Source organism: Pseudoalteromonas espejiana DSM 9414, assembly GCF_002221525.1.
Taxonomy (GTDB): Bacteria; Pseudomonadota; Gammaproteobacteria; order Enterobacterales; family Alteromonadaceae; genus Pseudoalteromonas; species Pseudoalteromonas espejiana.
In genome coordinates, this window is the sequence record NZ_CP011028.1 from 1939452 (window position 1) to 1961795 (window position 22344).

Annotated in this window: 17 protein-coding genes; 10 read left to right on the forward strand and 7 right to left on the reverse strand. The window is 39.5% G+C overall.

From position 1 onward, the window contains the following. Nucleotides 1-74: 74 nt before the first annotated feature. Nucleotides 75-1472, forward strand: a complete 1398-nt coding sequence (gene asnS, locus PESP_RS08900) for an asparagine--tRNA ligase (protein WP_089347717.1) — start codon at nt 75-77, stop codon at nt 1470-1472. Nucleotides 1473-1615: 143 nt separating this feature from the next. Next, nucleotides 1616-2548, forward strand: a complete 933-nt coding sequence (locus tag PESP_RS08905) for a PstS family phosphate ABC transporter substrate-binding protein (protein WP_089347718.1) — start codon at nt 1616-1618, stop codon at nt 2546-2548. A 261-nt stretch (nt 2549-2809) separates the two neighbouring features. Here the strand turns inward: PESP_RS08905 and PESP_RS08910 are convergent, their stop codons facing one another. Both PESP_RS08910 and PESP_RS08915 read right to left on the reverse strand, forming a co-directional pair. Then, entirely contained in the window at nt 2810-3736 is a 927-nt protein-coding gene (locus tag PESP_RS08910) for an electron transfer flavoprotein subunit alpha/FixB family protein (RefSeq protein ID WP_089347719.1), read from the reverse strand. Further along, the gene (locus PESP_RS08915; protein ID WP_089347720.1) at nt 3737-4486 is read right to left on the reverse strand and encodes an electron transfer flavoprotein subunit beta/FixA family protein; all 750 of its coding nucleotides are present in this window, start codon (nt 4484-4486) and stop codon (nt 3737-3739) included. It abuts the gene before it with no gap. A 206-nt stretch (nt 4487-4692) separates the two neighbouring features. Between PESP_RS08915 and PESP_RS08920 the strand changes: the two genes are divergently transcribed. The 6 genes from PESP_RS08920 (at nt 4693) to PESP_RS08945 (ending at nt 11535) form a co-directional block, all read left to right on the forward strand. Next, nucleotides 4693-6339 (forward strand): electron transfer flavoprotein-ubiquinone oxidoreductase, encoded by a 1647-nt coding sequence (locus PESP_RS08920; protein ID WP_089347721.1) that lies wholly within the window; start codon nt 4693-4695, stop codon nt 6337-6339. Nucleotides 6340-6473: 134 nt separating this feature from the next. Beyond that, on the forward strand, nt 6474-6938 hold the full coding sequence (locus PESP_RS08925; RefSeq protein ID WP_055014849.1) for an acyl-CoA thioesterase: 465 nt from the start codon (nt 6474-6476) through the stop codon (nt 6936-6938). A 314-nt stretch (nt 6939-7252) separates the two neighbouring features. Beyond that, nucleotides 7253-7822 carry an outer membrane beta-barrel protein gene (locus PESP_RS08930; RefSeq protein ID WP_089347722.1) on the forward strand — a complete coding sequence of 190 codons (570 nt, stop codon included), beginning with the start codon at nt 7253-7255 and terminating at the stop codon, nt 7820-7822. Between the two features lie 203 nt (nt 7823-8025). Next, nucleotides 8026-8730 (forward strand): tRNA (N6-threonylcarbamoyladenosine(37)-N6)-methyltransferase TrmO, encoded by a 705-nt coding sequence (gene tsaA, locus PESP_RS08935; RefSeq protein WP_089347723.1) that lies wholly within the window; start codon nt 8026-8028, stop codon nt 8728-8730. A 90-nt stretch (nt 8731-8820) separates the two neighbouring features. After that, nucleotides 8821-10545 (forward strand): proline--tRNA ligase, encoded by a 1725-nt coding sequence (locus PESP_RS08940; protein ID WP_089347724.1) that lies wholly within the window; start codon nt 8821-8823, stop codon nt 10543-10545. Nucleotides 10546-10695: 150 nt separating this feature from the next. Continuing rightward, nucleotides 10696-11535 (forward strand): UDP-2,3-diacylglucosamine diphosphatase, encoded by an 840-nt coding sequence (locus PESP_RS08945; RefSeq protein WP_089347725.1) that lies wholly within the window; start codon nt 10696-10698, stop codon nt 11533-11535. Nucleotides 11536-11551: 16 nt separating this feature from the next. Here the strand turns inward: PESP_RS08945 and PESP_RS08950 are convergent, their stop codons facing one another. The 4 genes from PESP_RS08950 to PESP_RS08965 all read right to left on the reverse strand — a co-directional run bounded on the left by PESP_RS08950 (nt 11552) and on the right by PESP_RS08965 (nt 17825). Then, entirely contained in the window at nt 11552-14608 is a 3057-nt protein-coding gene (locus PESP_RS08950; RefSeq protein WP_174694383.1) for an ATP-binding protein, read from the reverse strand. 418 nt (nt 14609-15026) lie between these two features. Then, nucleotides 15027-16235: an ABC transporter permease gene (locus PESP_RS08955; RefSeq protein ID WP_089347726.1), complete on the reverse strand. Its 1209-nt coding sequence runs from the start codon at nt 16233-16235 to the stop codon at nt 15027-15029. Beyond that, nucleotides 16228-17016 carry an ABC transporter ATP-binding protein gene (locus PESP_RS08960; RefSeq protein WP_089347727.1) on the reverse strand — a complete coding sequence of 263 codons (789 nt, stop codon included), beginning with the start codon at nt 17014-17016 and terminating at the stop codon, nt 16228-16230. Before PESP_RS08960 ends, PESP_RS08955 begins: the two co-directional genes overlap by 8 nt. Further along, nucleotides 17013-17825, reverse strand: coding sequence for a DUF3025 domain-containing protein (locus tag PESP_RS08965; RefSeq protein ID WP_089347728.1), 813 nt, complete (start codon nt 17823-17825; stop codon nt 17013-17015). Before PESP_RS08965 ends, PESP_RS08960 begins: the two co-directional genes overlap by 4 nt. 113 nt (nt 17826-17938) lie before the next feature. Here PESP_RS08965 and PESP_RS08970 point away from each other — a divergent pair, with 113 nt between their 5' ends. Both PESP_RS08970 and PESP_RS08975 read left to right on the forward strand, forming a co-directional pair. Then, complete coding sequence (locus PESP_RS08970; protein ID WP_089347729.1) at nt 17939-19564, forward strand: M28 family metallopeptidase; 1626 nt, start codon at nt 17939-17941, stop codon at nt 19562-19564. Between the two features lie 122 nt (nt 19565-19686). After that, nucleotides 19687-20856, forward strand: a complete 1170-nt coding sequence (locus tag PESP_RS08975) for a putative manganese transporter (protein ID WP_089347730.1) — start codon at nt 19687-19689, stop codon at nt 20854-20856. A gap of 64 nt (nt 20857-20920) precedes the next feature. Here PESP_RS08975 and PESP_RS08980 read toward each other — a convergent pair whose 3' ends face one another. Beyond that, nucleotides 20921-22246 (reverse strand): IS4 family transposase, encoded by a 1326-nt coding sequence (locus PESP_RS08980; RefSeq protein WP_089346385.1) that lies wholly within the window; start codon nt 22244-22246, stop codon nt 20921-20923. Between the last annotated feature and the right edge of the window lie 98 nt (nt 22247-22344).

Genomic DNA, 22344 nt, shown 5'->3' on the forward strand with positions numbered 1-22344 from the left:
GACGCGCTAAATTTAATCGACGCGTTGTGCAGTTAACATTATATAGTTAGGCAACTTATATCATTGGAGTGAAGATGAGCCATTTAGCGATTTCAGAGCTATTAAAAGGCAATGTTGCGGTAGACAGCCAAGTTACAGTAAAAGGCTGGATCCGTACTCGCCGCGATTCAAAAGCAGGAATTTCATTTTTAGCCGTTCATGACGGTTCGTGTTTTGATCCTATTCAAGCGGTAGTTCCTAATTCACTAAATAATTATGATGAAGTTACTAGCTTAACAGCCGGTTGTTCTGTATCGGTTACTGGTGTTTTAGTGCAATCTGCTGGTAAAGGCCAGTCGTTTGAAATTCAGGCTAATTCTGTAACAGTGCTGGGTTGGGTAGAAAACCCAGATTCATACCCAATGTCGGCTAAGCGCCACAGCATTGAGTACTTACGTGAGCACGCTCACCTTCGCCCACGCACAAACATGATGGGTGCGGTAACACGTGTACGTAACTGTTTAGCACAAGCTATTCACCGTTTTTATCACGAGCAAGGTTTTTACTGGATCAGCACGCCAATTATCACAGCAAGTGACTGTGAAGGTGCTGGTGAAATGTTCCGTGTATCTACGCTTGATATGCAAAACTTACCGCGTACAGATAAAGGCGATGTTGATTACAGCGAAGACTTTTTTGGCAAAGAAGCATTTCTTACCGTATCTGGTCAGTTAAATGGTGAAACGTACGCATCTGCCATGTCAAAAATTTATACTTTTGGCCCAACTTTCCGTGCTGAAAATTCAAATACGTCACGCCACTTGGCTGAGTTTTGGATGGTAGAGCCTGAAGTTGCATTTGCCGATTTAGAAGACATTGCAAAACTTGCAGAAAACATGCTGAAGTACGTATTCAAAGCGGTACTTGAAGAGCGCCGTGACGACATGGAATTTTTTGCACTACGTGTAGAGAAAACTGCCATTAGCCGTTTAGAAGAGTTTGTAGAAAAAGACTTTGCACAAGTTGATTACACAGACGCTGTAGAAATACTTAAAACCTGTGGTAAAAAGTTTGAGTACGCTGTTGAGTGGGGTGTTGATTTACAGTCTGAGCACGAACGCTACTTAGCAGAAGAACACTTTAAAGCACCTGTAGTAATTAAAAACTACCCGCGCGATATTAAAGCATTTTACATGCGCCAAAACGAAGACGGTAAAACAGTTGCCGCAATGGACGTAGTAGCGCCAGGTATTGGTGAGATCATTGGTGGCTCACAACGTGAAGAACGCCTTGATGTGCTTGATGCACGTTTAGACGAAATGGGCTTAAACAAAGAAGATTACAGCTGGTACCGCGATTTACGTAAATACGGTAGCGTGCCGCACTCAGGCTTTGGCTTAGGTTTTGAACGCTTAGTTGCCTACGTAACAGGTATGGGTAACGTACGTGATGTAATTGCGTTCCCTCGTACTAAAGGTAGCGCAACGTACTAATCAAAATATCTTGATTTTAAAGCCAGCTTATTAGCTGGCTTTTTACTGCCTGTAATAAAGTTGCCTGACAATAGTGCCTATAAATTAGTGATTTAAAAATTTTGAACTATAGTTTTATAAACTTTTACTAATTTGGCTAATTTATGATTAAAAACCTAATTTTGGCAGTTTCTGTTCTTGTTTCAGCCTCTAATGTTACCACTGCCCCTCCCTCTAATTTTTCAGACCATAAACCCATTTTAGTGGGTGGCTCGTCATCGGTTTCCCAGTTACTTGAAATTGTAAAACCAGAATTTGAGAAACAAACCAATACATTAATGCAAGTACGCTCAATGGGTAGCGATAAAGGTATAAAAGCGATTGGTCAAAATATTATAGATATTGGTACAAGCTCGCGTTATTTAACCCATGAAGAGCAAGCGCTTTATCCGCAAATTAGACAAGTAGTAATTGCTCAAGATGCATTGGTTTTTTTTACAAATAAAAAAAATAAAATAGACTCCCTTAGCGTGCAGCAATTAACTGATATTTACGCGGGCAAATATAAAACGTGGCAAGAAATTAACCCAAATTATACCCCGCAATCAGAGCGAGATAATAAAATACTGCTGTTTAGCAAAGCCTATAACCATGGCACTTTTGATGTTTTACTGGAGTTTTTAAACCTTGGATACATGAAAATCCCGAGCAACAACACAATTAAACTTAAATACGCCGGCAACCGTGGGCTTTTTCCTAAAACAGAAGTACATATGTATGACGAATTTAATCAAGCCCTTGGTATAGTGCAGCGTATGCCTAATGCCATTGCCTTTGATTCGTATGGTGCGGTATCAAAAATGTTAGGTTCTAAAAAAATTAACAAGGTGAACTTACTAGGGATAGATGGTGTTGCAGTAAACGATGCAACAATTAAAAGTGGCGAGTATACGTTTGTGAGGCCGCTTATTTTACTGGTTAATAGCCAGTCTGAGCGCTCTGTAGAACAAGTAGAATTGCTATTAAACTTTTTAAAGAAAGACACAATTAAAACAGCCTTAACCGAACACCACTACTCATTGGTTGAAAATAACTAGCCTATAAAAAAAGCCGCAGGAACCTAAGTTCACCGCGGCTTTACAACCAGAATAAGTTAAATACCAATCCGCAATAATGCATACTCATTTTGCAGGGCTAAACGTGTCGCTAACTGCATTAAAAAACCTCATTTACGACTGCATGGATACAGAAGGCAGAGCAATTGCTGAGAACAACTAAATAGCGATTTTTTTACCTAGCTATCAACACGTTTTTCCAGCCTCAAAATAGCTCACTTAATTAAGCGAATTAGTATGAAGTTAAAGTGCTTGTTCAAGCTCAGGTAATACTTCAAATAAGTCAGCTACTAGTCCGTAATCTGCCACTTGAAATATAGGGGCATCAGGGTCTTTATTAATAGCCACAATTACTTTTGAATCTTTCATACCCGCTAAGTGCTGAATAGCCCCACTAATACCCACAGCAATATATAAGTTAGGCGCAACTATTTTACCTGTTTGACCTACCTGCATATCGTTTGGTACAAAGCCCGCATCTACCGCTGCGCGCGATGCACCAATGGCAGCACCTAGTTTGTCAGCAATGCCATTTAACAAGGCAAAGTTATCGCCGTTTTGCATACCACGGCCACCCGATATAACCACCTCTGCTGCAGTAAGCTCTGGGCGCTCTGACTCAGTTTGCTCAACGCTTACAAATTGGCTTAACTGTGAATCTGATACCGTGCCTAGCGTATTAATACTGACAGCGGCTTGCTCGCCTTGTAAATCAAAGCTACTTGCACGTACGGTAATTACTTTTTTAGTATCGAGCGATTTAACTGTAGCAATCGCGTTACCAGCATAAATAGGACGCTTAAATGTATCTGCATCGACTACGGCGATAATTTCAGAAATTTGTGCAACATCTAAAAGCGCTGCAACGCGCGGCATAAAGTTTTTGCCTGTCGTTGTTGCACTTGCAACAATGTGGCTATAGCTATCTGCAATACTTAACACAAGCTCTGACATGCTTTCGGCTAATTGGTGCTCATAAACCGCATTGTCTGCAGTCAATACCGCCTTAACACCTTCAATAGTAGCAAGCTGCTGTGCCATGGTGTCTACATTTAAACCTGCAACTAAAACATCTACATCAAGGCCTAACTTAACCGCGGCATTAATTGTTTTTGAGGTTTCTGGTTTTAAGGCACCGTTATCGTGCTCTGCAATTACAAGTGTTTTCATTTAAATCACCTTTGCCTCTGTTTTAAGTTTTTCTACAAGCTGTGCTACATCTTCTACAATAATGCCACCACTGCGTTTAGCTGGCTCTTCTACGCTTACAAGTTGTACGCGCGGTGCTAAATCTACACCTAACGAGTCGGCTGCAATAACCTCAAGGGGTTTACGCTTAGCTTTCATAATATTAGGTAGCGAAGCGTAACGCGGCTCATTTAAACGTAAGTCGGTAGTAACAATAGCTGGTAAGCTAAGTGCTACCGTTTGCAGGCCGCCATCTACTTCGCGGGTCACATTTACAGTGTTGTTATTAATATCGACCTTTGAGGCAAACGTACCTTGCCCGCGATTTGTTAATGCAGCTAGCATTTGCCCTGTTTGGTTATTATCAGAGTCAATTGATTGCTTACCTAAAATAACCAACTCAGGTGATTCTTGCTCAACTAACTTAGCTAATAATTTTGCAATATGAAGTGACTCTAATTTTTCATCGGTTTCGATGTGAATAGCTTTATCTGCACCTAACGCCAGTGCGGTGCGCAATTGCTCTTGTGATGCCTTAGCGCCAATAGTTACGGCAATTACCTCTGTAGCGGTACCCGCTTCTTTTAAACGAATGGCCTCTTCAATAGCAATTTCACAAAACGGGTTCATCGCCATTTTTACATTTGCTAAGTCAACGTCGGTGTTGTCTGGCTTTACGCGTGCTTTAACGTTGTAGTCGATCACTCTTTTTATTGGAACGAGAACTTTCATAGGAACTCCATTATTATTTAAACCTACAAGCTAACGTGTACGTCAACCTATTTATTTTATGAAATCAGACTACTTCCTGTTGACGTAAACGTCAACCTAAAATAACCTTAAACTATTCACAGCCTGTAATGTTTAATGTGCAAGTATTAAAAAGGCTGCATTGCTTATCTAATTTAGCTAAGCCCGTCACTGATTAAGAGGTTAATATGGTCGAACGTGAAACCATGGAATTTGATGTAGTAATTGTAGGTGCTGGCCCAGCGGGCCTTGCCAGTGCAATTAAGCTCGCGCAAAATGCTCAAGAAAAACAACAAGAGTGCATGATTTGCGTAGTCGAAAAAGGCTCTGAGGTAGGTGCGCATGTTCTCTCTGGGGCGGTTTTTGAAACTAAAGCGTTGGATGAGTTACTTCCTAATTGGCAAGAACTCGGCGCACCAGTTACTACAAAAGTCTCGCATGATGAAATTTACTGGTTTAACAATAATGATAAAGCCACCGCCATCCCCCACTTTGCTACACCTAAAACGTTTCATAACGATGGCAACTATATTGTATCAATGGGGAATGTGTGCAGATGGCTTGCAGAGCAGGCAGAAAACTTAGGCGTAGAAATATTTCCAGGCTTTAGCGCGCATTCACTCATTATTGAAGACGATACCGTTAAAGGCATTATTACCGGCGATATGGGAGTAGATAAAGACGGTAATGAAAAAGACGGCTACATGCCAGGCATGGAGCTTCGTGCTAAGTACACTATTTTTGCAGAAGGTTGCCGAGGTCACTTAGGTAAGCAGCTAATCAATGAATTTGCGCTTGATGAAGACTCATCACCACAGCATTATGGCTTAGGCTTTAAAGAAATTTGGCAAATTGATCCTAGTAAACATCAGCAAGGTAAAGTTGCTCACGGTACAGGTTGGCCGCTTTCTGGCGACACCAATGGTGGCTCTTTTATGTATCACAGTGACAATAACCAAGTAGTGATAGGTTTAATTGTGGATTTAAATTATTCAAACCCACATTTAAGCCCGTTCGATGAGTTTCAGCGTATGAAGCATCACCCTGTGTTTAAACAAGTGCTCGAAGGTGGTGAACGCATTGCCTATGGCGCAAGGGCTATTGCAAAAGGTGGCTTGCATTCGTTACCTAAAATGCATTTTGCAGGGGGATTATTAGTAGGCTGCGATGCAGGCACACTAAACTTTGCAAAAATTAAAGGTAACCATACTGCAATGAAGTCAGGCATGATTGCCGCTGATGTTATTTTTAATGCACTACAAAACCAACAAGCGAATACGGATTTAGTTGAGTATAAAACAGCGTTTGAACAAAGCTGGGCGTATAAAGAGCTGTATCAATCTCGAAACTTTGGCCCTGCTATGCACACTTTAGGTAAATTTATAGGCGGTGCTTATAATACGCTTGATCAAAATGTGTTTAATGGTGCCTTGCCATTTACGTTTAAAGATAACACCCCTGATTACGACACGCTAAAAGATGCCGCTTCAAGCACTAAAATTGACTACCCTAAGCCAGATGGACAAATTAGCTTTGATAAACTCTCTAGTGTGTTTTTATCTAATACTAACCATGAAGAATCGCAGCCTTGTCATTTAAAATTAAAAGATGCTTCTATTCCAATTGCTGTTAACTTAGTTAAATTTGATGAACCCGCACAACGTTATTGCCCAGCAGGCGTTTACGAAATTCAACAGATTGAAGGTGAAGACCAATTTGTTATTAATGCTCAAAACTGTGTGCATTGTAAAACCTGCGATATTAAAGATCCCAGCCAAAATATAACTTGGGTTACACCTGAAGGCGCTGGCGGTCCTAATTACCCCAATATGTAACTAGTTTATGCACAAAGGCGTGCAAAAAAACCATCTTTTACATATAAATTATAAACCTACCCTAAATTGCAGGGGCTTCGGCCCCTTTTTTGCGGTATGCTCATAGATAAGTTTCATAAAGTGAGTAATTTAATATGCCGTCGTCAAATGTTGTATTTCGATTTTTAGCTGAACCTACCGATGTAAATTTTGGTGGGAAGGTTCATGGTGGAGTGGTCATGAAGTGGATTGACCAAGCAGGCTATGCGTGTGCTGCTGGTTGGAGTGGCCATTACTGTGTAACTGTATCGGTAGCGGGTGTTAAATTTAGACGCCCTATTCTTGTAGGCCAAATTGTAGAAGTAGAAGCAAAAATTGCCCATACGGGTTCAACAAGTATGCAAATATTTATTCAGGTACGTTGTGGTGACCCTAAAACACAAAACATGGTAGAGACAAATCATTGTGTTATTAGCTTTGTAGCCATGGATGAAACGGGTTACCCAGTAGAAGTGCCTGCATTTAAAGCTGTAACAGATGAAGATAAAAAATTAGAAAACTACGCAATTAAAATGAAACAAATAGCCATTGAAACAGAAAACCTACTTCATAAAGTATAGCGCTTTAAAATATAAGTCTGGTTTAATGTTGAGTGACTGAGTGGATTTTAAACAAAACACAAAACGCTAAAATTTTTATCATGTAAAAATCACATGGACTGTGTAAAAGGTACAACCTTTTCTTAGAAAACAAATAACTTAAAAAGTTCAACACTGCTTACAAAAAATACAAAATAGCCGTAAAAACCCTGTAAAAGCGGTTTTTACGGCTATTTAATAAACAACTTTAATATTTGGCACGCTCACTGCAATTAGATAATTGTCGTTTGATAAGTTAAATCAAACATTTATTATTTTTTTAAAGGAGCTATACAATGATTAAAACACTTTCTCTTTCTGCAATTGCTTTAGCAACACTGGGTTTTAACTCTGCAGCACACGCTGATATTACGGATTTTGATTCTCCTCGTATTTATACAGGTATTGGTTACGGTCAATACTCATTTCAATTTGAAGACAGTGAAAACGACACTGATTTTGACGATGATTCACAAATGCTAAAAGGTTACGTTGGTACTCAATTTAACGAACACTTTAGCGTAGAGCTTGCTTATCAAAATTTTGATGAAGTAAGTGACATTGACAGCAAAGCAGAAGTTGATGGTGTATCGTTAGCTGCAATTCTTGCAGCCCCAATTACAGAAAGCTTTTCTGTATACGCTAAAGGGGGTTGGTTTGAATGGGATGCAGATGTAGAGCAAGAGCTTCCTGTAGGTAGCATTTCAGCATCACAAGATGGCGGCGATGTATTTTACGGTGCAGGTATTCAGTATGCTTTCTCATCAAACGTACAAATGCGTTTAGAATACGAACGTTACGAACTTGATGACGATATTGACCCAGAAATGGACGTAGCGTCAGTATCTATCCAATACATGTTTTAATAACATTTAATCTATGCGTTGAAGGTGAGCATTTATGCTCACCTTTTGTATTTACTCAATATTATTTACCCCTCAAAATAGATTAAATCAATCAGTCTAATTTAAATTTAAACCGCTTAGTCTATATATAAAGCCACATCTGTACTGCTATAAACGTTAAATAAAGGTAGAATAACGCCCTACTTTATTGATTACAGAGCATTATGAGCGATTATAGCATTTCGGCAGTTGGCCATATTCAATCCCCTTATAAACAAAAATTTGCAATTCCTAGGCAACCTCGCTTAGTGCCTCAAGCTAAAGCTAAGCTCATTTTTACTGCTGACTTTAATCGTGAAGAATTTGTACGCGGCATTGAAGAATTTAGCCATATTTGGCTACTTTTTAGATTTCATGAAACTGCAGATAAAGGCTATTCAGCCATGGTACGCCCACCCCGTTTAGGGGGTAATGAGCGAAAAGGTGTGTTTGCAACTCGTGCTACATTTAGACCTAATGCCATTGGAATGAGTGCTGTAAAATTAGAAGGTGTTGAGTATAAAAATGGCCAGCTTAGCTTACTGCTTGCTGGAATAGACTTACTCGATGGCACACCTATTATAGACATAAAGCCTTATTTGCCTTATTCAGATGCAATGCAAGATGCCAGTGCAGGCTTTGCCGATACGCGCCCAGAAACACAAATGAGTGTTGAGTTTGCCCCTGAAGTAACTGACTTCATTGCTAAGCAAACTGACCACCCAGAGCTTAAAGACTTTATTACTAACGTTTTAAAGCAAGACCCTCGCCCCGCTTATAAAAAACAAAAAGAAGGAGAGCAAAGCTACGGCATGACGTTATATAATTTTAATATTCGCTGGCAGGTAAATGGCGAGCATAACCTAGTAACAAGTATAGAAAATAGCTAAAAAGTGCAGTTAGCGCTTTAGTGTAAAAGCAAGCGCTGGTAAACTTAGCGCCCTATTAAAAAGAACATATTACTTTATTTCGGAAAAATCATGCGTACCAGTCAATATATACTCGCAACACTAAAAGAAACGCCATCAGATGCTGAAATTGTTTCGCATCAACTAATGCTTAGAGCCGGTATGATCCGTCGCGTCGCTTCGGGTTTATACACTTGGTTACCCTCTGGTTTACGCGTATTACGTAAAGTAGAAAATATTGTTCGTGAAGAAATGGATAAAGCGGGCGCAATTGAAATGTTGATGCCAATTATTCAGCCTGCTGATTTATGGCAAGAGTCTGGCCGTTGGGAGCAATTTGGCCCAGAGCTAATGCGTTTTAACGACCGACACAACCGTGAGTTTGCGCTTGGTCCAACCCATGAAGAAGTTATTACTGATTTTGTACGTAAAGAAATTAGCAGCTATAAACAACTGCCAGTTACTCTATATCAAGTACAAACTAAAGTACGCGATGAACGCCGCCCACGCTTTGGCGTAATGCGCGCTCGCGAATTTACTATGAAAGATGCTTACTCATTCCATTTAAGTGAAGAGTGTTTAGATGCAACTTATCAAGTAATGCACAAAGCATACTGCAACATTTTTGAGCGTTTAAATTTAGATTACCGCCCTGTACTTGCCGATACTGGTTCAATTGGTGGTAGTTTATCGCATGAATTTCATGTACTTGCTGAATCTGGTGAAGATGCTATTGCATTTAGCGATGCCAGTGATTACGCCGCGAATATTGAAAAAGCAGAAGCGCTAGCACCTACTGAGCAACGCCCTGAGCCAACTAAAGAGCTTAAAGCGTTTCCTACACCAGATGCTAAAACAATTAGTGAGCTTAAAAAGCATTACGGTGTAAAGCCTCATCGCGGTGTAAAAACCCTGATTGTATATGGCACACCTGATGAAAATGAGCAACGTGGTTTAGTGGCGCTTGTGCTTCGTGGCGATCATGATTTGAACGAGTTAAAAGCAGAAAAGCACCCACTTGTTGACTCGCCACTTGAAATGGCAACTGAAGCAGACATAGTTGCAGCTATTGGCGCAAAACCAGGTTCACTTGGCCCGGTTGGCTTATCAATGCCAATTATTGTTGATAGAACTGCGAATATAATGGCTGATTTTGTAGCTGGCGCTAATAAAGATGATGAGCACTTTAGCGGTATTAACTTCGATCGCGATGTAACTAACTATGAAGTAGCTGATATCCGTAATATTGTTGAAGGCGACCCTAGCCCATGTGGCCAAGGTAACTTGCAAATTAAACGTGGTATTGAAGTTGGTCATATTTTCCAACTAGGTACAAAATACTCAGAAGCAATGAAAGCCGGCGTGTTAAACGAAGGTGGCAAAAACCAAGTAATGACGATGGGTTGTTATGGTATTGGTGTGTCGCGCATTGTGGCCGCAGCCATTGAGCAAAATAATGATGACTACGGTATTAAGTGGCCACAATCTATTGCTCCATTTGATTTAGCCATTGTACCTATGAACATGCATAAATCGCATCGTATTCCTGATATTGCAAATAACCTATACCAAGGGTTAAAAGACGCTGGTTTAGATGTATTATTTGACGATAGAAAAGAGCGCCCTGGTGTGATGTTTAACGATATGGAGTTAATGGGTGTCCCATTTACTTTAGTTATTGGTGAGCGTAACCTTGACGAAAATAAAGTAGAGCTTAAAAACCGCCGCACAGGTGAAAAGCTAATGCTTGATATTGATACAGCGATTGAAACAATTAAGGCCGCTGTACAAGGTTAATAGCACACCTGCTAGATTTATCAAAAGCCGCTCACTATGAGCGGCTTTTTTATGGGCTACATTAATTGTCATAGAGGCTTAGTGAAAGTGTCGTATAAGTGTCATTAGATTTCCCTAAAGTGTTTAATTATCACACTATGGATGAAGGGCATGACAAACAATCAACAGAGCCAAAAACAGCACTACCCAGCCGTTTGGATATCTGACGTACACTTAGGATATAAAGATTGTAGAGCTGACTATTTACTGGATTTTTTAAACGCAATTGAATGCGATACACTTTATTTAGTGGGAGATATTGTTGATTTATGGTCAATGAAGCGCCAGTTTTATTGGAACCCATCGCACTACCAAGTGCTAAGCTGTATTCAGCAAAAGGCGCTTGATGGCACGCGAGTAATTTACATACCGGGTAATCACGACGAAACCTTTCGAAATTATATCAACCAAACTTTATTTGGCGTAGAAGTCCACCAGCAATTTATTCATACCACTAAGGCCAACAAGCGTTTTTTATTACTCCATGGTGATGATTTTGATTCAGCAACCCGTTATAACAAACTGATTAGTATTGCAGGCGACGCTGGGTACGATTTACTACTATTTTTAAACCGTTGGACTAATAGAGCAAGAAAGTTGTTTGGCGGTAATTACTGGTCACTTGCATCGTGGATAAAAGCGCGCGTACATAAAGCCCGTGAAGCTATTGCAGCCTTTGAAGATGCGGCTATTCATGAAGCTAAAAAGCAAAAGGTCGATGGGATCATTTGCGGCCATATTCACCACCCTAAAATTAAGGTGGTGGATGGCATTGTGTATTGTAATGACGGTGATTGGATTGAAAGCTGTACCGCTTTGGTTGAGCAACAAAACGGACGAATAGAACTAATTCATTGGTCAGATACACAAAAAATACTTGATACTACCGATATATCTAACCTAGTAACACCTGCAAAAGCGCAAGTGAAACCAAATAAGTCAGCGGCATAACGCTGACTTATTTTAATTAGCTCAACCAGGTTAACAGCCTGTTTTTAAGCGTTTTAGGCTTTATGGGTTTAGTAATGTAATCGTTCATGCCGGCAGTGATACAACGCTCTCTGTCGCCTTCCATCGCACTTGCGGTCATGGCAATAATCGGAATGCTAATATACTCTACCCCAGCTTTAGCATTTCTGATTTCGCTAGTTGTATCGTAACCATTTAAGTTAGGCATTTGGCAATCCATTAAAATTAAGTCAAATGGTTGCTCTTGGTTAAATTTAAGGGCTGATAGCGCCTCTATGCCATCTGATGCACACGTTATTTTAATACCTGTGCGCTTTAAAATTGCTTTAGCTACTTCAATGTTGATCATATTGTCATCAACAAGTAATACATGATAAGCAGATAATTCTGGCTCAGCCTCTTGCTCGCTAGCATGTTTTGGTGGTGCTAAAACAAATTCGCCATTGGCGCCAAAAATACTGGCTAGTTTATAAGTGAATTGATCTTGCGTTAGCGGCTTTTGCAATATGTGGCTGTGATCCGGAAACACTTTTTTAGATTGCTTATTAACAACCATGTCGCGAAGTATAAGCACATATTTTTTATTTGCTTTATCGCAGTAACTAATGAGTGCATTCACTTGCGGGTGTTCATCATCGATAATTAGTAAATCGGCTTCAAATTCGCTGTGTTCGCTAAAGTAATCTAACCGCGTTATATGGCTAGATTGTATTTTACAGGTTTGCGTAAGTAAGACGCATACATTTTTAAATACATTATTGCGTGCAATAAGCGCTGCAACATTAACGTCTTTAGACAGCTCAATACCCGTATTAAGCTTTTGCTGCTGTGCTACATGTAATTCAACCGTTGCAGTAAAGGTACTGCCTATCCCTTTTTCACTTGAAACAGTTATTGTACCACCCATTAATTGGGCAAGCTTTTTACAAATAGATAAGCCAAGCCCTGTGCCACCAAAGTGACGTGTTGTGCTTGAGTCTTCTTGGGTAAATACATCAAATAGCTTTTCTATGTTTTCTGGAGCAATACCAATACCTGTATCTTGTATAGTAAAGCTCATTAAAATTTTGCTATCGGTAATGTATTTAGCGTTAAGCGTTAAGCTCACTTCCCCTTTGTGGGTAAATTTGAAGGCATTATTGATTAGGTTTATTAAAATTTGCTTTAATCGATGGCTATCACCAATAACCATTCGATCAACCACATTTTGTGTATTTAAAAAGACCTCTAACCCTTTGCGTTGCCCCTGAAGCGCTATTGAGTTAATCATATCGCTGCACACAGTAACTACATCAAATGAGTGATTATCTATGTCGAGCTTACCTGCTTCAATTTTAGAAAAATCTAAAATATCGTTAATTAAACTCATTAATGAATTAGCACTGCTATTGGCTAATTTTAAATAGTGTTGTTGTTGCTCAGTGAGACTGTCTTCTTTGAGCATTTCTAGCATGCCCAATACACCGTTCATTGGGGTACGGATTTCGTGAGAAATATTAGCCACAAAATCACTTTTGGCCTGGCTGGCTGCAAGTGCTTGATCAATTGCGCGTTCAAGTTCAATGGTACGTTGCGTCACTTTTAGTTCAAGTGTGCTGTTTAAACCTTGTAACTCAGACTGAATATTTTTTAACGAGCTAATATTTCGTAAAATAGCAGCCACTTGGTAGCAATTGCTAAATACATCAAACACACTGGTTAGCGTAATAGAATAGTACTCTTTTGTTCCGCTAGCATCGGTATAAATGGCTTCAAATGGCATTTTAGAGCCATGTTCAATTGTATCTGCTATGCAGTTTTTATCTTGCTCAGAAAGAGAAAATAAACCGGTAAAAGAGACCTCTTCATCACTGAGTTTATTAGCAAACACACTTTTTGCTGTTTGGTTAGCATTAACAATTTTATCATCGCTATCTATTGTAAAAATAGCGTCAAGTGAGTTTTCAATCACTTTATTATTTTGCTCTTTTAATGAGTGTATTAGTAATTTTCGATTTATATAACGCTGATATAGCAAAGTAATAATAATAAATATGGTAAAAAATGTAGCCATAATTGCTATAAAGCTTTCTCGCCTTTGTGCTACACGCTCTAACAAGGTTTTTGAATCGATTGATACAGCCAACTCAAGTGGCAACATTGCTATGTTGCCGTCAAAGCTAATACGTTTATTTAAAAAATACTCTTTGGGTGCTTGTGACATTATTAGCGTATCGTGCGCATTCATGTTTTGCGAAGGACTAAACTCGTCATTCCAAGTCTTAGATTGATTAAACTCAAATCCAAAGCGTAAATCAGGGTTTGGATGATACAAAAATTCACTTTCATTATTTAACAAATAAATGCTGATCCCGGGTGGCAGCTCAAATGTTAAGCTTTCAAATAATTTATCTGCAGAATAATTAGTCACCAAAATGGCAAACACTTGTTTTAAATTATCAAAAACGGGTTTAGCAACACGATAAGTACTTACTAAGGGCTTTTGTATTTCGCCATTCTCGCGGTTGTAGTTAATAGGCGAAATATACACACTGCTTTGATCAAGCATACTGGCTTTAAGTACGTAGTCTCGTCCGCCTTTTTTTTGAAGTTGTGGGCCTTCGAGCCTAATAATATCTCCTAAAAACCTATCCACACGTACTATTTCTTGGCCGTTTTCAGCAAGCATTATGTAACGCGCTTGTAAAATGGAGTCATCTGTTTGCATAAAGCCACTAAAGATACTGGCTAAGCGCTCTTGCCAAACGGCTATAGGTGTTTGTAGTAATGGATCTATTAATTGGTTATCGGTCGCTCTTGATATGCCTTGAATTGGCGGAGTAGCGTTTAAAAAACGTATGGCTGTTATGCTATCGGTTAAATGATTTTTTAAAGACGCGCTTTTAGTCTCTAACTCACGATTTAACTCATCTCGTGCGTCTGTGTAAATTTCGGCCCGCACTTTTTGCTCAAATACATATAACGCAGGTAACGCTATCATTAAAAACACGACAATAGCGATTAATAGTAATTTATTACCTTTTGCCGCAGTTATAAACACATTCCCTTTGAGCATTGAACCCTCGCGCCTTCATAGTTATTACACTAGATTATAGAGGAATATTTAATAAAAAATAGAAGTAAAAATAATTAGTTACTCATTAATATTGTTTAATTCATAGAATAATAACTCTAAACCAATTACTAAGTATTAGCCTAGAAATGCTGCATTAATTTAAGATGAATATAGGCGTAAATATCATGCTATCAACTACGGTATTTATTAAAAAATGCTGCAATAAGTAAAACTGTGCTTTACGCTAATTTCAATATTAAACATTTAGAAGGTGGTTATTTAAGGTGTGTAAAAACGTGCGTTTTAAAATAGACAAGTGGATTTTATTATGGGATTACCGTTTTAATTTTAGTTTGATAAACATTAAAGGTATTAAATGAGTAGAGCTAAGTGCCCTACTCATAATTAATATTTAACACTATCTAAAAAGAACGTCTTCTCTGTTAAACCACTTAACACAAAATGCAAGTAATGCCCCAGCAATAATCGCTGTTGCTAAAAATATTAAACCTACAAGGGTGTAATCTACCGTGCCTTTAACAATTTCTTTAATTGCGAGCGCAACATTAGTAACAGGAATAAAGGCAGTTTTAGCTGTTAGCTCTACATTAGGCATAATTGATACAATGATGGGAAAGAACACCCCCATACTTAAAGGTGCCATGTAGTTTTGGGCCTCTTTAAATGTGCGAGCATAAATAGATATTGCTAACGCCAACGCTGAGAATATCGCGGCAATGGGTAGTAACAATACAAAAATCATTAATAAATCGCTTACCGCTAATGAGCTAAATGCTGTTTTAATTACTTCTAGGTCTGCAAATGCAAGGGCTACAGCTATCCACCCGCCCATACTCAGTACAGTTATAGTTGTAGATGCAATTGAGGTTGTCAGTAAGGTTATAAATTTGCCTAGTACAAGCTCTGTACGCGTAATAGGTGTAAGCAATAAGGTTTCTAATGTGCCGCGCTCTTTTTCACCTGCACCTAAATCTATTGCTGGGTACGTAGCGCCCATAAGCACTATAGGAATAAGTAGGTAGGGCAAAAAGCCACCTAGTTTTTCCCCTAAATTTTCACGTTTATCGGCGGTATCAACCTTTACTACTTCTATAGGTGTTAAAAGTGCTAAATGTGCCTCTTTTTCAATGCCAAAACTTATTAGTTTTTCTGTTTGTAATGAATCGCTGTATTCTTTGGCGAGCTCTTTTACACGCTGAAATAAAAAGTTGATAGATTTAGCATCATTAAATACCACTTCCCACTTACTTTGCTGGGCATCATTTAAGGCTTGTTTAGCGTTAGTGGGTAAATATATACCCATGTCTATATCACCTGCGATTACCCCTTCTTTTAGCTCTTCAATGCTATTAAAAGTTTTTGCACCTTTATATTGCTCAAAGCTTTTATGATAAAACACTTTTTCGGTAAACTCTGGCGCAAAATCACCATTTATAATGGCGTAAGTATGTACTTTTTGCTCTGCATCGAGTGCGGCTTGTGAGCTTATAAATGCCACTACGGCAAACAATAACGGAAACACAGCAACAGGTAGCGCGACTACAAATAACAAAGTTTTTTTATCGCGTAGCAGTTCTTTTAATTCCTTTTTAAATACCTCAAACATGGGGTTTCTCCGTTAAAATATTCATAAATGCTTGGTTTAGCTCTTCACTATTACCTGCTTTTTTAAATTCTTCCACTGTGCCATCAAAACAACTTACGCCTTCGTTTATAACCGCTACACGGTCACACAAAAGGGCTACTTCATCTAAATGATGGGTAGAAAAAATAACAGGCGTCCCTTGTGCTTTTAAGCCTTTAATAAAGTTTATAACCGTTTGCGTTGTCATAATATCAAGGCCTGTGGTTGGCTCATCAAGCACCACTACTTCTGGGTGATGAACTACAGCGCGTGCAATATTGGCTTTTTGTTTCATACCGGTTGAAAGGTTTTCGGCACGTTTATCTATAAACTTATGCATATCGAGTAAGGTAAATAGCTCTTCGCAACGCGAGGTAATTTGCTGCTTGTTCATACCATGGAGCTTTGCAAAATATTCAATATTTTCTTTTACAGTAAGGCGTCCATATAAACCTGTAGAGCCAGACAAAAAACCAATCGACTTACGCCCTACTAACGGCTTTTTAATAATATCGTTGCCTGCAATGGTTATTTGCCCTTCATCAGGCTTAAGTGCCGTTGACAGCATGCGCAATGTGGTGGTTTTGCCCGCGCCATTAGGCCCAAGTAAACCAAGCACTTCGCCTTTCGCGCAGCTAAAGCTCACGTCTCGTACTGAGTGAAAGTAGTCTTTATCTTCGCGGGGGTCTATATCGTCTACTTTATTTTTTTTATGGTCTTTCGTTAGCTTAAACTTCTTTTTAAGCCCTGCGACTTCAATCATGGTCGTGTCCTTCGTTTGGGTCTAAAGTAATCTGTATTATCATAAAACGCTTCATCAAGGTTTTCGTCGTGCCAGCCTGGTACACCTAATAATGGTAATGGAGAAAGCTTTTTGTTATCGGCTAAGCAATTGTCTATTTTTATCTTCTCATAAAGTACTTGGTCTAGGTACTTATATTGAGTTACTAAATCTTTACAAAATATTTCATCTGGTACACAAATAAACAAAGCTTTACCGGTTAAGCCAATATAAGGCTTAGTCAACATTTCATAGTTAGCGTGGCCAAACATAAAAGGTTTAATAGTTTTGCCCCATTGCCCTTTGTTTTCTACAAAAGCCGTTTTCCATTGGTGGTCGCGTAGCCATTCTTGCCACTGAGTATTGCTAATTGCCAATACCACGCCACATTCGTCAAACAGTGTTAGTGCATTACGATGCTTAGTACGTTGCTTTAAGCCATGTTGTGCTATTTCTTGTACATGTCGCTCGTTTATGAGGGCTTTCGTTTTTGGAAATAAACACCATATAAATCCGCCAAATAGGTCGTGCCAATTTTCTGCGCGTGTTGGTACAACGCCGGTTTCAAAAATAACTTGTTCGTAATAACGCTCAGCAAAATCTACTTTGGCATCATCTTCAAATACAATTGGAAGATTATTAGCGTTAATGGCTGTTAAATAAGGTGAAAACCAATCAGGTGCGGGCCAATCAGTTTGTTTTTCAATTTCAAACAGCGTGCGTAAGTGCTCAAACGCACCGGTGTTTAAACTGCTAACCTGCCATTGCTCGGGGGGAGTAAAGCGCTTCATTTATACCTTTAACAATTTATGCCTTTAATTTACGGGAAGTTTACCGCAAAAACTGGTTCTAATTAATAGAACTTAATATACTAATCAGATCTTAGAACAAGAATAGAGCGACTATGAAACGTTATTTTTCTCTCACACTAATTGCCGGCGCGGTTTTAGCCGGTTGTGCAACAACAAGTATTACCCCTACAGACGTAACAAATGGTTACAACAGTATTAAAGCCGATGAGCTTGCTAAGCACATTAAAGTATTAGCTTCTGACGAATTTGGCGGCCGTGCTCCGTCATCTGAAGGTGAAAAGTTAACGCTTGATTATCTAACCAGTCAATTTAAAGCTCTTGGCTTGGAGCCTGGCAATGGCGACAGCTTTTTACAAGAAGTGCCACTTGTTTCACTTGAGGCTGACTCAGATATGGTGTTAAGTATTGGTGGTAAAGATTACCAATACAAAAAAGATATGGTTATGGGTAGTAGCCGTATTAGCGCACAAGAAGGCATTGAAAACTCAGAGCTTGTATTTGTTGGCTACGGTGTAAACGCACCAGAGTACAACTGGAACGACTACGAAGGCCTAGACGTTAAAGGTAAAACAGTGGTTATGCTGGTTAACGACCCTGGTTTTGCGACTAAGGATCCTGCTTTATTTACAGGTGATGCAATGACCTACTACGGTCGTTGGACGTATAAATACGAAGAAGCAAGCCGTCAAGGTGCTGCTGGTGCCATTATTATTCACGAAACGGCGCCTGCTTCTTACCCATGGTCGGTTGTAGAGAACTCATGGAGTGGTGAGCAGTTTGGTTTTCAAAAAGAAAACAACAATATGGACCGCGTTGCGGTAGAAGGTTGGGTTACTACTGATGTAGCAAAAGAGCTTTTTGCAAAAGCAGGACTTGATTTTAATACAGCTAAAGAAAATGCAGCTAAAGGTGCGTACAACGTAGACATGGGCGACTTAACAGCTTCGGTTAATGTTAAAAACACCATTAAAAAATCGGTTTCGTACAACTTTATTGCTACGCTTGTGGGTAGTGAAAAAGCAGACGAGCATGTAATTTATTCAGCTCACTGGGATCACTTAGGGACAGATACGACTCGTAAGGGCGATCAAATATATAACGGTGCACACGATAACGCTTCGGGCACCGCTGGTTTAATTGAAGTTGCAGAGGCGTTTACTAAGCTTCCTAAGCACCCTAGCCGTTCAATGACCTTTTTAGCAGTAACCGCCGAAGAGCAAGGCCTGCTAGGCTCTAAATACTATGCAGCTAACCCTGTTATTGCACCTAATAAAACCGTCGCTAATATTAATATGGATAGCTTAAATTTATTAGGTAAAGTTAAAGATATGAACGTAGTTGGTTTAGGTAAGTCACAAATGGATGACCTACTTGCAAATGCAGCTAAAGAGCAAGGCAGAACCATCGCTGGCGATCCTAAGCCTTCATCTGGTGGGTACTACCGCTCTGATCACTTTGCTTTTGCAAATATGGGCATTCCTGCAATGTATGCAGGTGGTGGAACTATTGCCGCTGATGACGAAACAGCAACTTACCGAAAGCGTATGAGCTTAGTGCTTCGTGGCTGTTACCACCAGCCATGTGATAGATACCGTGACGAGTGGGATTTATCGGGCGCAGTGCAAGACTTACAATTATTTTATAAAGTAGGTTTTGATATTTCTGAGCAAGCACAATGGCCAACATGGTACAAAAACTCAGAGTTTCAGCGTAAATAACAATCAAGCTGTAATCGAAAAACTTAAACTAAGTAATCGATTTAAATAGACGCAAATGATATTGATTATCATTTAATTAAAATATACAGTGTGACTTAGTCAATTAAAACTGGGTCACACTTATGATTTTACTCTCACAAATAGGATTTATTACGCCAGCTTCAAAGCGTTTTGTAAGTCAAAATAAACGGTTATTACTGCCATTATTTTTATTGGTATGTTTGGCTGTGCCTACCCTTCGGGACATCACAATAACAGCACTAAGCGATGCTTTTTTTCAAGTTAGCGTATTTGTTGCTGCCACTTTATTAATTTATTACTACTCTATTGAGCATTTACCTCAGCTTGAGCTGAGCTATTTAAGTGCTAAATCCCCTGCTCTAGAAGTTATGTTTGCCTCAGTTTTAGGTGCTTTACCAGGTTGTGGTGGGGCAATAATAGTGGTTACTCAATTTACCAAAGGCCAAGCGAGTTTTGGCGCCATAGTTGCTGTGCTTACTGCGACAATGGGTGATGCTGCGTTTTTACTTTTAGCCACGCGCCCAACTGAAGGTTTAATGATTATGGCTATAGGCTTAGTGGTTGGCAGCTTTTGTGGCTTAATAGTAAATGCAATACACAAGCCTGACTTTTTACGCCCAACCGAGCAAGAACAAAAACATCAAGTAAAAATACTGCCTACTAAAATTATTAAAATAAGTAAGCCAGTTTGGATGTTTGCTATTATCCCGAGCCTAGTTATTGCCTTTTTAATTGCTTTTAATGTTGATTTTGACCAGTTTGGCCAATACACCAGCACAGGCATTAGCCTATTTGGTGCGGCAATGGCTTTGTTTACAGTGACAATTTGGGCATATTCTTCAAAGGGTGAAACCTATAAAGAAATTACCTCAGAGGACGATGAATGTAATCCTCCTTCAAAGCTAATAAAAGTATTACAAGACACCCACTTTGTAACAGCTTGGGTAGTGGCCTCGTTTATGTTGTTCGAAATACTCGTGAATATTGCTGGGCTAGATTTAAAAACGTGGTTTGTACACTATGCCTATTTAGCACCATTGGTTGCTGTTGTCATTGGATTTTTACCGGGGTGTGGGCCGCAAATAATTGTAACTACGCTTTATATACAAGGCATTATTCCTTTTAGTGCATTAGCTGCGAATGCAATTTCTAATGATGGTGATGCGCTGTTCCCTGCTATTGCGATGGCCCCCAAAGCAGCTGTAATAGCAACATTGTATACATCTATCCCTGCTTTAGTTGTAGGTTACGGGCTTTACTTTTTAAGCTAACGTTTTAAGCTAATTTTTTAAAAGATCATAAGTACAAAAAAGCTCAGCAATTGCTTAATGCCAGTCAGTTAACAACTGACTGGCGTTTTTTATTGGAATACTTACTGGGCTTTGGTTTCACACACCTTGGATACGCTCTCTCTCGTTTTATCGGTAAAATATGATGTTCAACTTGTGCTTGTAGTTGCTCAATAGATTTTGGGATACGTCCCGCATTCTCTATAAACATCGTGTGAATTAAGTTAATAATACTGATTGCGCACGTCGTAAAACTCAGGTGCTTGGCATAAAGTCCCGGCTTTTTCTGCGCCATTTTTACCATCTGATACCTGAGTAAGTTATAGCTAAGCATTATGCCCCATAGCTCTTGCGCTATCATATCTGGCTTTTTACTGCGTAACGTGAAGTGACTATTTAATAAGGTTTGTTTCATTTCTCGATAGCCAAGTTCTATTTCCCATCGGTCGCTGTATAAGTCAACGATTTCAGCCTTGGGAAAACGCATTGGGTCGCTCAATGACGTCAGAATATTTACTTCTTTCCCTTTAATTGTTTTCGTTACCAGCCTTACTTCAATGTCCATAGGTAAGTCTGCAAACTTTTTTCTCGCTTGCGCTGTTGTTTTTAGTTTGATGAGTTTGTCTTGACGTCCTAAAGAGCGAACGACTTCGTACTGGGTTCCTTTTCTCATGGGTTGGAGCCAATGGCGGTTTTTTCCTGCATGATGCCAGCGATTTAGTAAGCCCAAAGAATAAAAGCCTCTGTCAAATAACGTGAGTGAATTATCGGGTGTTACTTCGATTAAGTCTTCTGCAAGTACCATTTCGCTTGAGCGGCAGCTATCAAAGGCACTCCCCAATAATAAATGGCTAGTCAGCTCCATTAGGCATACCATACGAACTTGAGGAAAGGCCGTATCACCGTGCTGGTTTTTCCAAGCAGAAAATTCTTGATGATTTTCCTGGGTATCAGGTGTGCGCCAAATAACGCCATCAACGCCTAAGAGAGATAACCCGCACCATGTGGGATGGTTAGCATCCTTATTCCACATTTTTTGACTTTGTTCAAAGACTTCTTTCACTGCACCAGCGCCAAGGCGTTGTCTTGCTTGTACGACAGCACTAGGCGCAACAAGCTCTTTTTTACCGGGTAATGCTAAACCCAATTTACTGACAATGCTCCAGAGTGGGTCTTCACGATAAAGTGACATACAAATTACAGTCCAAACAGCCATTTCAACAGGCAGCCTTCTTCGTCTTATAGTCGCGACACCGGCTGTTTCAGCACATTGTTTGATAAAATCAGAGCATAAAAAATCACTCAGTTGACCTAAGCCTTCTGAGTTAGGGGCATAGCCATTGGCAAGAGAAAGTGCGGTAGTGAGTTGCAAAAGAAAAGACTCCTGAATAAATTCAGGAGTCTTTATATACTAGCCAGAAGATCGGTCAATGGATCATTAAATATTTCTTAACTGATCGGCATTAAGCA

What these genes read in the sequence shown, in the direction of transcription:
- asnS (WP_089347717.1), top strand. Translation starts at nt 75, where the DNA reads ATGAGCCATTTAGCGATTTCAGAGCTATTAAAAGGCAATGTTGCGGTA.
- PESP_RS08905 (WP_089347718.1), top strand. Translation starts at nt 1,616, where the DNA reads ATGATTAAAAACCTAATTTTGGCAGTTTCTGTTCTTGTTTCAGCCTCT.
- PESP_RS08910 (WP_089347719.1), bottom strand. Translation starts at nt 3,736, where the DNA reads ATGAAAACACTTGTAATTGCAGAGCACGATAACGGTGCCTTAAAACCA.
- PESP_RS08915 (WP_089347720.1), bottom strand. Translation starts at nt 4,486, where the DNA reads ATGAAAGTTCTCGTTCCAATAAAAAGAGTGATCGACTACAACGTTAAA.
- PESP_RS08920 (WP_089347721.1), top strand. Translation starts at nt 4,693, where the DNA reads ATGGTCGAACGTGAAACCATGGAATTTGATGTAGTAATTGTAGGTGCT.
- PESP_RS08925 (WP_055014849.1), top strand. Translation starts at nt 6,474, where the DNA reads ATGCCGTCGTCAAATGTTGTATTTCGATTTTTAGCTGAACCTACCGAT.
- PESP_RS08930 (WP_089347722.1), top strand. Translation starts at nt 7,253, where the DNA reads ATGATTAAAACACTTTCTCTTTCTGCAATTGCTTTAGCAACACTGGGT.
- tsaA (WP_089347723.1), top strand. Translation starts at nt 8,026, where the DNA reads ATGAGCGATTATAGCATTTCGGCAGTTGGCCATATTCAATCCCCTTAT.
- PESP_RS08940 (WP_089347724.1), top strand. Translation starts at nt 8,821, where the DNA reads ATGCGTACCAGTCAATATATACTCGCAACACTAAAAGAAACGCCATCA.
- PESP_RS08945 (WP_089347725.1), top strand. Translation starts at nt 10,696, where the DNA reads ATGACAAACAATCAACAGAGCCAAAAACAGCACTACCCAGCCGTTTGG.
- PESP_RS08950 (WP_174694383.1), bottom strand. Translation starts at nt 14,608, where the DNA reads ATGCTCAAAGGGAATGTGTTTATAACTGCGGCAAAAGGTAATAAATTA.
- PESP_RS08955 (WP_089347726.1), bottom strand. Translation starts at nt 16,235, where the DNA reads ATGTTTGAGGTATTTAAAAAGGAATTAAAAGAACTGCTACGCGATAAA.
- PESP_RS08960 (WP_089347727.1), bottom strand. Translation starts at nt 17,016, where the DNA reads ATGATTGAAGTCGCAGGGCTTAAAAAGAAGTTTAAGCTAACGAAAGAC.
- PESP_RS08965 (WP_089347728.1), bottom strand. Translation starts at nt 17,825, where the DNA reads ATGAAGCGCTTTACTCCCCCCGAGCAATGGCAGGTTAGCAGTTTAAAC.
- PESP_RS08970 (WP_089347729.1), top strand. Translation starts at nt 17,939, where the DNA reads ATGAAACGTTATTTTTCTCTCACACTAATTGCCGGCGCGGTTTTAGCC.
- PESP_RS08975 (WP_089347730.1), top strand. Translation starts at nt 19,687, where the DNA reads ATGATTTTACTCTCACAAATAGGATTTATTACGCCAGCTTCAAAGCGT.